The 11,376-nt window shown below is 40.6% G+C and carries 12 protein-coding genes; 7 read left to right on the forward strand and 5 right to left on the reverse strand.

Going from position 1 to position 11,376, the window contains the following annotated elements; all coding sequences use genetic code 11:
- Window positions 1-1,138 precede the first annotated feature (1,138 nt).
- The gene (locus H6G59_RS26695) at window positions 1,139-1,639 is read left to right on the forward strand and encodes a hypothetical protein (RefSeq protein ID WP_190721015.1); all 501 of its coding nucleotides are present in this window, start codon (window positions 1,139-1,141) and stop codon (window positions 1,637-1,639) included.
- Here the strand turns inward: H6G59_RS26695 and H6G59_RS26700 are convergent.
- The 5 genes from H6G59_RS26700 to H6G59_RS26720 form a co-directional block, all read right to left on the reverse strand.
- Window positions 1,617-1,838, reverse strand: coding sequence for a hypothetical protein (locus H6G59_RS26700; protein ID WP_190721017.1), 222 nt, complete (start codon window positions 1,836-1,838; stop codon window positions 1,617-1,619). The two genes, H6G59_RS26695 and H6G59_RS26700, sit on opposite strands and share 23 nt — an antisense overlap.
- A 208-nt stretch (window positions 1,839-2,046) precedes the next feature.
- Entirely contained in the window at window positions 2,047-5,886 is a 3,840-nt protein-coding gene (locus H6G59_RS26705; protein ID WP_190721020.1) for a plasmid replication protein, CyRepA1 family, read from the reverse strand.
- Entirely contained in the window at window positions 5,879-6,202 is a 324-nt protein-coding gene (locus tag H6G59_RS26710; RefSeq protein ID WP_190721022.1) for a hypothetical protein, read from the reverse strand. The genes H6G59_RS26705 and H6G59_RS26710 overlap by 8 nt, the downstream gene beginning before the upstream one ends.
- Before the next feature lie 854 nt (window positions 6,203-7,056).
- Window positions 7,057-7,314 carry a hypothetical protein gene (locus tag H6G59_RS26715; RefSeq protein WP_190721024.1) on the reverse strand — a complete coding sequence of 86 codons (258 nt, stop codon included), beginning with the start codon at window positions 7,312-7,314 and terminating at the stop codon, window positions 7,057-7,059.
- A gap of 23 nt (window positions 7,315-7,337) precedes the next feature.
- Window positions 7,338-7,559: a helix-turn-helix domain-containing protein gene (locus H6G59_RS26720; RefSeq protein ID WP_190721026.1), complete on the reverse strand. Its 222-nt coding sequence runs from the start codon at window positions 7,557-7,559 to the stop codon at window positions 7,338-7,340.
- A 685-nt stretch (window positions 7,560-8,244) separates the two neighbouring features.
- Between H6G59_RS26720 and H6G59_RS26725 the strand changes: the two genes are divergently transcribed.
- From H6G59_RS26725 to H6G59_RS26750, 6 genes are all read left to right on the forward strand, one after another.
- Window positions 8,245-8,970 (forward strand): hypothetical protein, encoded by a 726-nt coding sequence (locus H6G59_RS26725; RefSeq protein ID WP_190721028.1) that lies wholly within the window; start codon window positions 8,245-8,247, stop codon window positions 8,968-8,970.
- 256 nt (window positions 8,971-9,226) lie between these two features.
- The gene (locus tag H6G59_RS26730) at window positions 9,227-9,559 is read left to right on the forward strand and encodes a hypothetical protein (protein WP_190721030.1); all 333 of its coding nucleotides are present in this window, start codon (window positions 9,227-9,229) and stop codon (window positions 9,557-9,559) included.
- Between the two features lie 3 nt (window positions 9,560-9,562).
- Window positions 9,563-9,757: a hypothetical protein gene (locus H6G59_RS26735; RefSeq protein WP_190721033.1), complete on the forward strand. Its 195-nt coding sequence runs from the start codon at window positions 9,563-9,565 to the stop codon at window positions 9,755-9,757.
- Window positions 9,758-9,827: 70 nt separating this feature from the next.
- Complete coding sequence (locus H6G59_RS26740; protein WP_190721035.1) at window positions 9,828-10,448, forward strand: hypothetical protein; 621 nt, start codon at window positions 9,828-9,830, stop codon at window positions 10,446-10,448.
- Window positions 10,449-10,485: 37 nt separating this feature from the next.
- Window positions 10,486-10,989, forward strand: a complete 504-nt coding sequence (locus H6G59_RS26745) for a GIY-YIG nuclease family protein (protein ID WP_242038991.1) — start codon at window positions 10,486-10,488, stop codon at window positions 10,987-10,989.
- Window positions 10,986-11,303, forward strand: coding sequence for a hypothetical protein (locus H6G59_RS26750; RefSeq protein ID WP_190721038.1), 318 nt, complete (start codon window positions 10,986-10,988; stop codon window positions 11,301-11,303). The genes H6G59_RS26745 and H6G59_RS26750 overlap by 4 nt, the downstream gene beginning before the upstream one ends.
- Window positions 11,304-11,376: the final 73 nt, after the last annotated feature.

Raw genomic sequence — 11,376 nt, forward strand, 5'->3', positions numbered from 1 at the left:
CATCCTTGGAAGCATTCCTTGTTCTCATGAGAACAAGGAATGCTTCCAAGGATGTCTGCGTTAAGTCGGTTTGTATAGTCATCATGTATGCGTTAACCCTCTTGTATAGTGATAATGTCTGCGGTCAAACTGTCTTGTATAGTGATGGCTAAGAGGTTTTGTCTACTCATGCTTGCGTCAAGCCCTCTTGTATAGGCATAACTAGAGGTCTTGTCTAGTGATATCTGCATTCTAACCGTCTTGTATAGGTATCACTAGAGGTCTTGTACATCCATGTTTACATCAAACCGTCTTGTATAGTGATAATCAAGAGGTCTTGTCTACTCATGGTTACGTCAAATCGTCTTGTATATGGATACTCTTAGACTAACCGTTTTGTATAGTGATGGTCTTGGATTAACCCTCTTGTACAGTGATAGCAATTTCTCTAAATTTCCCCAGAGTGCGATCGCACAATTCCGATTTCCCCCAACTATCCCGCCGCGCCAACTTTTTCTAGTCCCCTGTCCTAACTCTGTCCTAACTCTGTCTTGCCTCATGACCTCTCAACTATCCCCAGTCCCCAGTTCCCTGTCTCCAAACTGCCACGAAACTGCCTCCAAACTGTACCGGATTTGTACCCATCTTGTACTCATTTTGTCCTGTTCCCTGACTCCTGACTCTACACATTTAAGCGTCTGATTTTGCCTTAATTCTAAATTTTAAGTATGTGCTACTGGCTACGTATTCTTAAACTATAGTTACCCGTACTTTCTACAGTCCACCCCCCCCTAAATATATAGTGAGAAGTCTTTTTATTGTACGGGTGGATGTGATACAACTCTCTGGCTTTATATACTTAGATAGTCTAAATGCTTTGATTTTGACCTCTAACCTTTGTGGGGTGTCCGCATGATGCATTAATCATTTATGAAAACTAAACCCCTTGTAAGTCATTTATTCAATAGCCAAGCGACTGTACTTAGATGACTCTCTCTCCATAAAATTACCCTCTGATGAGAGGGTAGGGCGTGGGGTTGGAGGTGGTTGAAGTGATGGGGCGGTTGGGGCGATCGCAAAAATCTACCGTGCTGCGGGGTGATATTCTTGTATCCCTACAGCGCCTTGCTAAAATTAAAAATATGTCGCTTTTGTCGCAATGGCGTTATCCGAGATTCAGAATAAATCGATAGAAATGCTGCTGCAAGGTACACAGCAGAAGGATGTAGCAGCAACGCTTGAAGTTACGCCAAAAACGCTTCAAAGGTGGGCGAAAATACCTGAATACGCCGCACGGCTGAATAACGACCCCATCCCCCAAGCGACTCAGCAAGCGACAAACACCCAATACGCGACAGAACACAAGCCGTTATCCCGAAGCGCGGCGCGAGACAAGGAGCTTGCACTCCTGGACACGATCCAAACTAATCTGGAAAATTTACTAGACAAAAACTCTGGAGATCTGCGAATCATTGACAGACTTCTCAAGGTCTCAGAACGCAGGAGTAGGCTGTTAGGACTTGAGGTAAAAAATATGGCGGTACTAGAAGCGGCTGAGATATTGATGAGCGAAGGCGTAATAACGCCAAGACACGCTTATATAATATCTCAGGGCATAGAAAGCATAGAAGGAAGTCTCAAAGATGCTGATTCAGCCTAAATATCTCGTTTTCATCACCATTTCTCAGCCTTTCCGCATTTTCCACGCATTTTTGGCGTTTTTCCTGATAAATTCCCGCTGCATCCGGGTATCTTTTCGCCATCTCGTCAAAAAGCGCGGCTTGCTTCTCTAAAGCCTCGATTTCCAGTGCTTTGAGCCTTTGAAGCTGCTTTTTGGTAGGCTTAGTGCTAAAGATCATTGTTTTTCCTCATAATCTTCCTGCCACCAATCATCCTCAAGTGCGTCAACGGGTGCGGCGATAATGACCCGTCGTTTCAAGACAATTATCGAAAACGAGAAAAAAGTTCTCCCGCGCTTCAAAGTAAATATTTTTATCTTGATTGTGACTATACAGGAGTCAGGCAAGGTTTTATGGAACACCACTCTGGCTTTTACAATTGGAGGTCTTAAGAGCATATAAACTTCAGTTCACTGCAATTTTTCTCGGAAATGTCCCCAGTCATCAAGCTTTGTATTTTTGCGATCGCGCCATTGACTTCCAAGAGCAAATATTCTCCAATCCGGTCAAAAAACCATCGAACCCGTTGTGGTTGTGGTTGCGTCCATTGCTGGTGTAGTTGTCTCAACCTTGCGTCATCTTCTGGTGTGAGATATGCCCAAGCTTGGGTAAACAAGTCGTGGCGGATTCTTTCAACTTCTCCCCAGTTTGACGCAACTTTGAGTTGAGCGATCGCTACGCTCACCGAAGGTATCGCATTATCCAAGTCGTTGGTCATTGGTAATTGGTCATTGGTAATTGGCGATTGGGATTGCTGATATTTTTCTCGTGCTGAATCATCATAAAAAACGGGTTTAACCTCTACTGGCTTGACATCTTCTAAAGCCAATTGCTTGACCACAGGATTGTGATATAAATCTCTGATCCGTTGCTGTTCCTCAACTCCTAATAATGCCCAAGCTGCTAGTTTTTGTTCTTCCGTAATTGTTGCTGTAATATAATCCCAATCTTCCCTAGATCGAATATTTTCAAACTTCTCAACAATCGAAGGAACAAGCGGATCAACTTTTGCAACTGTAGCCTGTTCTGTGAATGCTGCTGCTGATGTCACAGCGTTTTCTCTCTCCAATTTTAAGGATTCTTTATGCTTTAAATACAGTTGAACATATTCCCAGTCTTGTTTATTAATCCTCCTTAGTTTCCACTTCTGACCTGGTACAGATTTTTTATCAAGTCCTAACCCTAACTGATTCATTAACTCGCCAAAAATTTGACCGGATGAAAGTTCAGAAACATTCAAATTTAAAACTTCATGAACTTGACCTGCATAAGTTTTAGCTTTGTTGGCTAAATCTGCAAAGTCTTGAGGTGAAAACCAGTTATCCAACTTTTCAGGATTGATAAATTCATGCAACCCTAAAACCTCTCTACATTTACGTTTTCGGCTATTCCACCGCACATCACCAGCAAATCTTTCACCATGTTTGAGTTGTTTAGCTTCTGCTTTATAATCTCTCTCCCGTGCCTCATCAATTGGCTGTGAAAGTAGGTAAAAATTCTCAAGGTGTCTTTGATATTCACCGCGTGCATTTTTTAAAGCCATAGCAGCGTATCCGGTAAACTCTCTCTCAGTTTTTTTGTGTACAAATGTGGTAGCTTGTATCAATTCCTCCCCAAACTGTCTAAACAGCAAAGTTTTTTTATAAGCTGCCAACATATCAGATGGAATTTCACCAGTAGCTTGAATAGCTTCCATCAAAGAATCGCTTAATAATTCAGATGCGTCTATGGCTTCTGCCTCTTGAATTTCGATGTTATTCCACACCTTAGAAAGTGCATTTTTAATATCATCTATTCCCCCATCTGGAGTGTGATTAATTTCATTAATACCATAGCCAATTTCCTCTAAATGCTCTCTGGTAAATTGGCGTAAATATTTAGCTGTAATGGTTTTGTAGGATTGATTCTTGCAGAATAACTTAAAGTATGGTGAAGACCATTCACCCGTCATAACTTCGTACTCCGGTTTGTAACTTAATAAGTGTCTTGAGTTAACCTCGTAGTTGCGTTGGTAGTAGTTGGAAATTTCCTCTGGAGTCACCAATTGAGATGGTAAACCCATAGGCTCAAAACCGCTTTCAGCTACCCATAAATAGATGTCTTTCGCGCCCCTAACACGGTTTAAAAATTGCTTAATTTCTCTGTCCATCAAGATTCCGTTGCAGAAACCAAAAACACCATTAATAAATCGCTGATTCTTTAAACTGACTCCTGAGATAATTGATGGTGAACATATAATCATTAAGTATTTTTTACTTTCCTCGTCTGGGTTATCATTGAAAGCTTTAACTTTGGGGTCATGCTGGCTATCGGCATGGATTTCTAGTATTAAATCTTTCAATTCGGGGAAGTTTTGCCGGACATATTCAGCCAATGATTTACAACCTTTTACGCCATTTTTCATATCATCCAAGACAAAGCATGGTACACCGTCTTTAAGTTTTGAAACCAACTCTGACAGTTGCCCCTCTGGACTGTCAGAAACATCAAAATTAATATCAGGACGTTGTGGTTGATATTTGTTAATGATTAACCTAACTGGTGTATTTTCTGGTGCTAATTGCTTAATTAAATCAATCTCTTTTTGGGTTATGTCCGCACTCATGAATAAACATAGACCTTGACCATAGATAGCAGAATCTATATGTGATTCTAGAGTAGATAGCAATAGAGGTCTAATTCCATCCTTGTTACATAATGAACCAAAGAGGAAATCAAATACCTGATCCGCCTCATCTACTAATAAAATTCCTTGATTATTTCTCAGATGATTGGGATTAAATTGATATGCGCTAGGAGCGCAAAAAGCGGCTTTTTTCTTCTTGCTCAAATTAGTATTTGAGTTACTTTCTTTATAGTCTAATCCCAGTTTATTGCTAGTACCTCTGCCTAAACTAATGCGATTATGCCAGCTAAAAAATGCTTCCGCTTTAGTTGCAAAGGGTATGATACTTTCGCTTTTGCCCGTGCCTGTATCAGAGATGATTATATTTAAAGTTCCTGGTTGAATTAAATCACCTAAAACCTGTTCTAAATGGTCAACATTTACAACTTTATAAGGCACTTCTGTAATATTGGTTAACCCGTGCCTAATGGCTTTTAATTGCTCAAATTCAGAAGCCTTTTGTTGTATTTTCTGTTCCTGTACTTTCTTGACTTCTGCGTTTTTAATTCCCAGTTTAGCGATTGTGAAAAATTCTTTGCTGCTGATGTATTTAATTTGGCTATAGTCTGTTAATTCATCAATATCACCAGCACTTTTATCAATCTGATTCCACCAAGCCACAGAAATATTAATTTTATCCTGATTGACTTTTTTAATGAAGTTGGCATAATTATCCCACACCTTACTATTAGTAATCATGCCAGCATCGGGACAAAAAACATTAGTTTCTGTTAGTAATGGCTTAATTGATTTGTAGTGGTTCAAAAAGTTATTCCCACCAATACCAATTACCTGAATATTTTTGTTATTCCTCCAAAGTTTGAATGCAGTTAACAAACTTTTGATAGTGCCTTCACAAATCCAAGTTTTTTGTACTTCTGTGGCTTCTGGATGTACCCAGTGGAAAATGGGTTGATCTCCACTGGGAAGATGATATGAAACACCTCCACTATTGCTAGATGACAAAGGATAATATTTTGCACCGTCGCGGCTATCATTGGCGATATTTAACCCAACGATTAAACCTTTATCCTGGTAGGCAAAAGCAATGCCAGATCCGCCATGAAAAATGCCCTTCTCAAGATTGACACCGCATAAATCATTTGGATAGATTGCAGAAGATATCCCAGACTCCCAAGAGCATAGCCAATTCTGACTAACGGCCAAGTCAATCTCATCATTCAAAAAGCCCCGGTCTAATAATTTCTGTCTGTGGCGTTGGGACAAGCCGCGATAACTAACCAGTTTCCTGTAATGCTTGTCTCTGACCTCCAACGGCATGAGATTAGCCGCTGACTTTCGCTCTACTGGCTTATATTCCCTCTTGAATGTCTCACCCTGTTCATTTGTGGGGTTGAATATCATCCATTGGTTATCGCTGGTTAATTTTTTGGCTTTGAATGAACTATTGGCCGTCCTGACAACCGAACCTGTAAAGACGTGGGTTGATTTCATGCACCAAGGATCGCCTGTGACGTGGTGTACCCGACAATCGCCATCATCATTACCACATATGACGCAGGGATTATTTTTATTTGTGGGGATTGGATTCTGTCTACTCATCACATCCGCCTCCCCCGATTGGCAAGTTATTTGCTAATATTTCTAATTCATCATCGCTTAATCGCGCTAAATCGTACTCGACATTAGCCAAAGCGAACAGACCCAGCGGATCGTCGTTCGTGGGGGGAAAATTGCCCCTCGCGGCTTTTGCAAGAATTGTTTGATATTTGAGTTGAAATTCTTCAGGATTAATAAGTAAAGACTTACTTATTTTGGAATTTTGCGTTATAATGGTTTCATTGAAAGATTTTAAATCCTGTTTCTGAACCCTGCGCTCTCTGACCTGTGCGGGGTTTATTGCTTCCGGTAGTTTCATTGGGACTGTCCTTAACTAGATTTAGGGGCAGTCCATCAGTGCTTGCACTTTTAACTGATTATTAGATAAGCTGTGATCAAAGAACATTATTAATCTGGCTGGTTTGCCAGTTCCGAAAGAAGCGTTTATCAGACGCTTATTCGTGTTGTAGCTTATCTTCAAACAGCCGCAATTGCGAAACTCGATGGAACTGCTGACCAGTTTTTTTTGTGGTTGTGATCGCTGGCTTATCCAGCCTACCTACAAATTAATCTATTTTTTGTTGGGTTTTACCTTTATACTTAAAATTATTCTCTCAGTTAATAAGATAGACGGTATATTAATCAATACTTAGTACTATAAACTTATTTTGTTATATTTTATACCTGCTATCAGCCCCAAAGGTGGGGCATGGCTTAGGCTATTTGTCAATAGTCAAGACGGACGCGACCTCACCTCCAACCCTAAATTGGATACGATCGCAAAAATGGTAATGTTCTCGAAAAATTTTCCCATAGCGCAAGAGCGAGTCCACAAGAACAACGTTGGGGCAATGGAGAACCATTTCTCTACCCACTAATTCAATTTTGCACCGTTGGAAGATATCGCGAAGTGAGTAAGGGATATCTCGCTGCTGTGCGAGATTGCATCTTGCTACCGAGCCGTTTTTCTTAATAAAAAAAACGTGCAAGTAGTTGGATTTGAACAGCTTATAAAACTCGCGTTTACGGATAACTACGCTTCTGTAGTCTTCTGCCAAGTTAGTAAAAATTAAAACACGGTTTTCATCAAAGCGAACCGCTTGGTAGTTTGCGTCCATACGATAGGGGATGTTGTTGCCTGGGGAAGTACGGGAAGTGCGATCGCGCTAAAAGTTATTGATTTTGATTACGCAAAAGCCGCAAAATCTCATTGATGCTGGCTTCCAGATTTCTGATATCAGATTTAATTTGACGGATATCGCCTTTGACCTCTCTCATGTCGGAACCCAAACCAGTAGCTAGGGTTAAGGTTGTGGCAATGGCAACTTGAGAAGTCCCTATAGTTCCCGCTTGTATTTTTAGGTTGGCGACATCGTGGGTTAAGTCGCTCAACCTTGTGTATATGTCATCAAATCTTGTGTCGTTTGTCATGGTAGTGCAGTGGTGTGCGATCGCTAAATAGCAACTTTCTCGAACAATTCACCCGGCTGACACTCTAGTTTTGAGCAGAAATTAGCCAGAGTGTCAAAGGGAATACTTTTCATTTTTCCTTGTTCATACTTCCTTACATTGGTCAGGCTCATACCGCAAAGTCTGGCCAAACCTTCTTGGGATAAACCCTTATTGGTTCGTAGTTCTTTTAACTTAAACATAATTTTTACATCGGTTTCAGGCATAGCATATTCAGATATTAACACTCTATTGTAAGAGTAACTATTAGTATTACCTATTGCAACTGCACCAAGTTATAAGCAACTATCATATATACATCTAACTCATTAGTAACTATTGGTGTTACTTTGAAGATATCAAGCAATCAATCACAAATAACTCGCTGATTCCCGACTGATTCAACCATAAATCACCCTGTAAGCCTTGTATAGCAAGGGATTGGAAGATTCAACTAGACACAGTGAAGCATAACCCGATTGATTCCCGACTAATTCCCGTCTAATTCAATTCCGATTACCGTCTGATTGACCCTACAACCCTTATGAGACAACGGACACAGCCTAACGGAACACAACACGACTTATTTCTTGATTTTCCCAGTAGCAAGACCTATTTAGCTCAATTATTGGGTGTTTCGCGTAGCACAGTATACCTATGGGAAAATATAGCATTTTGGAGAATTAACAGTTTTAGGGACGCATACCCTAAACAAGAGGATGGAAGTTTTGACCGTCAAGCGCCCCTTAGTCCTTACCAGTGCTGGGTTTTATGTAGAGTTGGCAGACTTATGAGCCAAGTAGTTACAGCCCAAAGGGTAAAGCAAGGGATAGCTAAAAATCAGAACTATTGCTCACTCTATACGTATCGTACAGCACTAAAAAACCTTAATAAAATATCCGCGTAGTTCCTATGACCACCACCAAAGCAACCACAACCCGCCGCAAGAAAACACCAGCAACCACACCTGAGACTATGCCAGCAACCCACACCACAGTTACCATCATTGACATTTGCAAAGCTGAAAACGTTACAGAACAGGCATTTCGACTGGCTTTAATGGACATTAGACCTGATGACTTTGACTCTATCAAGTCCATCCCCACAACCCAATCAGAACAGGTGTTAGCCGCACTCACAGCCACATCTAAAGCACTACCAGCCCCAACCGTCCCCACAGATACCACACTAGAAACCGCTGAAACCTCTACACCACAAGCATTACAGACAGCACCAGAAACAGCCCCAAATATGGGAGATCAGCCTCAAAACTCCGACATAGTGGCATCTGTCCCCGGCTCCCAAGTCGCTGCACCCCAACAGCCTAAAAACCAATCCCCAATCCCTACTGCCTTAGATGAATTAATTCAAGAGTCAGAAGAAGTTATTGATTTGGCTGACTTGGTTCACAGCTACAGAAACCAGCAAATTATCCAAAATGCCCAAGCTAGGGATAGTGAATTGGTGGTGCAACTACGGGAAAGACGGATAGAAACCAGGAACCAAGTTTTTGACCAACTTCGCGGTCTTAACGCTAAACAACCCACCGCACCGGAGTTACCAGAACTGCCAGCAAGCTTATCTGATGAAATTAAGGCTTTATCCGATGAGTTGGGGAAGTCCCTAGTCGTAGGGTAAGACTCAACCTTTTAGCGCCCCTGGACGCAATTAACGCAGGTCTAGAGGCAATATTCCAACTGTTCCAACCAATAGATGAGGATTACGACGATGTTTAACTTTTTTGATGGACTGAACAACGTATTAGCTCACACAATCAACTTTCTGTTACAGGGCAGTTACGCCAACGTTTACTGATTACCCAGAACAGCCAAGAAAAAAGCCTTGATTTGCGGTCAAGGCGCTTAAGAAAAATTAAGATTTTGGAGATTTTAGCATGATCAGCCCCTTGCCAGTTTGGCTAAACCAGAAAGACAAATCCGTTGCATCTGCCTTGATTGGAGATGGATTTGAGTTTGTTGGAACAGTTCAAGACATTGAAGCACCTGATTATTTAACCTACATAAATGGTAATTGGTCGTTAGGTTGTATTTGTGCAAGTAATTCTTTAATAGCAATTTGCGATGGTGCTGTATTCTGCCTTGATTGTGTAGGAGAAAGTGACCACGAGTTGAGATGGAACTCAACTAAAAAACTGATTCGGTCAAGCTTACACAACTACCAACCTTCACCAACAAGGCATACACAATTAAGTTTATTTGCAGCATAAAAAATGAACCTCACCACAACCCAGATAAAAGCAATTCTCCAAACTTGCCAACATGAACTGCAAGTAGTTGTCAATGACCCCAACTTCCAAGCTATGCAGAAATCTGAAGAATTTCACACCAGCAACGATTTAGTTCTGACTGATGCTACACAAGCAATTAGTGAAGTATTGGAAGGCTTGGAAGATTTCGAGAATTGAATAAGTAAAGGGAACCATAAGCAGGTTCCCATTATCAAAACGTGTCAAAAACTTACAACATCTTAATTATATGCCACGCACAACACAGAAAACCAAGCTAGAAACAGCACAAGAAAAGCTTAAAACCGCTGCTACTACACCAGAAACTATCAAGATTGACCCCACTTCAATCAACGCTAATAGCACTCACCAAGCCTCAGTTTTTAACCCTTCTGATTATTTAGCCTCAAACTTATTTGCTGATACTTCTACACTGCCTAGAACCTCCAAAGTAGAAGCAGATAAAGCAATTCAATCTATATCTGAGAAGCGAGAAACTTTAAGATTAGTTAGCGCCAATTTGAGCTTAAATACTGATGCTTACAAAGCTGGTTCACTCAGTGAGAAAATGTCTCAAGCTTCTATCACTTGGCAGACTGACCGGATAGGAACTGATACTAAATTAGTAGGGTTAGAAAATGCCAAAGTACTCTACCAAACTGCCACAGTTAAACTTGCTCAAACCGGAGTTAAGTTAGAGCATGAAAACGTTACGCTCGGTGGCTTGACCGCAGAAACTGAACAGAGACAACGGTTTTGGGCTGCTAAATATGAACTAGCAGAAACACGAATTAGAGGAATAATTCAGGCGCAATATTCCTTGGACCAGAAGATAGGCAGCATTGAAGCAGAAGCAGAAAGTATTGAATAAATCAAGTTGATGGGGTGAATTAACACCCCTCTTTAATATGTACCAATATACGCCAAATTTTAACCCTAGAAACGACCACGAACCCGGATATATCTATTTGATGGAAGCGGTAGGATATCACGGCTTGTTACCAGGATGTTACCTTAGACGTTGCAAAATAGGTCTTTCTCGTAATCCACAATTAAGGCTTCAAAACTTCCATGATAATCAGCCACCTTGCAACATTAAAATTCTCAGGACAATCTATGTAGAAGACATGAAAGCGGTAGAAGCCCAAATACATAAACAGTTCAATTATTGCCGTGTGAAGCTAGTTAAAAGTGAAGAATGGTTTGACCTTAACCCAGTTGATTTAATAAGGGTCAATCTGGAATTTAGCAGACATTCATCTCACATTACAGCAGATATATCACCAGTAAAAATAAGCTTTGGATTACTGGGAGTAGTGGTTTTAGTAATGACTTTATTAGCAACGCAAGCCACACCAAAGCATCAGCAACAAGAAATTAAACCAGTAGTAGAAGGAGTAAAGAGTTTATGAATTTTCAAACATTACGCAATAGCTTTGTAGTTGGTTCTTTGGGTGTAAGTTTTACTGGGTTTATCGCACTGTTCACACCCTATCAGCAGTTCTCGCAATTCTTTATAGCGTCCGGTTTAGGTAGCCTTGCTAGTAGTAGTTTAGCTATTCAACAATCAGAGAAATTAAGCCGCAGGAAGTCTAAAAAGTTTCTGACTGAAATTGAAACCTTAAAATTAGACACAGAACATTTTGCAAAGCTACTCACTGACAAGCATCAAGAGTTAGTTAAAGCTACTGAAGAAAGCAGGGTAAGCTCATCTAATTTGGTATAGTATGAACTTGACAAAAGAAACAAGATAAGCAGCAGGAAGCAGAGAAAAATTTTACTTGACATGACAGCAAAAG

Origin of the sequence: Anabaena lutea FACHB-196, assembly GCF_014698305.1 — a bacterium.
Classification (GTDB): Bacteria; Cyanobacteriota; Cyanobacteriia; order Cyanobacteriales; family Nostocaceae; genus Anabaena; species Anabaena lutea.

What these genes read in the sequence shown, in the direction of transcription:
- H6G59_RS26695 (WP_190721015.1), top strand. Translation starts at nt 1,139, where the DNA reads ATGGCGTTATCCGAGATTCAGAATAAATCGATAGAAATGCTGCTGCAA.
- H6G59_RS26700 (WP_190721017.1), bottom strand. Translation starts at nt 1,838, where the DNA reads ATGATCTTTAGCACTAAGCCTACCAAAAAGCAGCTTCAAAGGCTCAAA.
- H6G59_RS26705 (WP_190721020.1), bottom strand. Translation starts at nt 5,886, where the DNA reads ATGAGTAGACAGAATCCAATCCCCACAAATAAAAATAATCCCTGCGTC.
- H6G59_RS26710 (WP_190721022.1), bottom strand. Translation starts at nt 6,202, where the DNA reads ATGAAACTACCGGAAGCAATAAACCCCGCACAGGTCAGAGAGCGCAGG.
- H6G59_RS26715 (WP_190721024.1), bottom strand. Translation starts at nt 7,314, where the DNA reads ATGACAAACGACACAAGATTTGATGACATATACACAAGGTTGAGCGAC.
- H6G59_RS26720 (WP_190721026.1), bottom strand. Translation starts at nt 7,559, where the DNA reads ATGCCTGAAACCGATGTAAAAATTATGTTTAAGTTAAAAGAACTACGA.
- H6G59_RS26725 (WP_190721028.1), top strand. Translation starts at nt 8,245, where the DNA reads ATGACCACCACCAAAGCAACCACAACCCGCCGCAAGAAAACACCAGCA.
- H6G59_RS26730 (WP_190721030.1), top strand. Translation starts at nt 9,227, where the DNA reads ATGATCAGCCCCTTGCCAGTTTGGCTAAACCAGAAAGACAAATCCGTT.
- H6G59_RS26735 (WP_190721033.1), top strand. Translation starts at nt 9,563, where the DNA reads ATGAACCTCACCACAACCCAGATAAAAGCAATTCTCCAAACTTGCCAA.
- H6G59_RS26740 (WP_190721035.1), top strand. Translation starts at nt 9,828, where the DNA reads ATGCCACGCACAACACAGAAAACCAAGCTAGAAACAGCACAAGAAAAG.
- H6G59_RS26745 (WP_242038991.1), top strand. Translation starts at nt 10,486, where the DNA reads ATGTACCAATATACGCCAAATTTTAACCCTAGAAACGACCACGAACCC.
- H6G59_RS26750 (WP_190721038.1), top strand. Translation starts at nt 10,986, where the DNA reads ATGAATTTTCAAACATTACGCAATAGCTTTGTAGTTGGTTCTTTGGGT.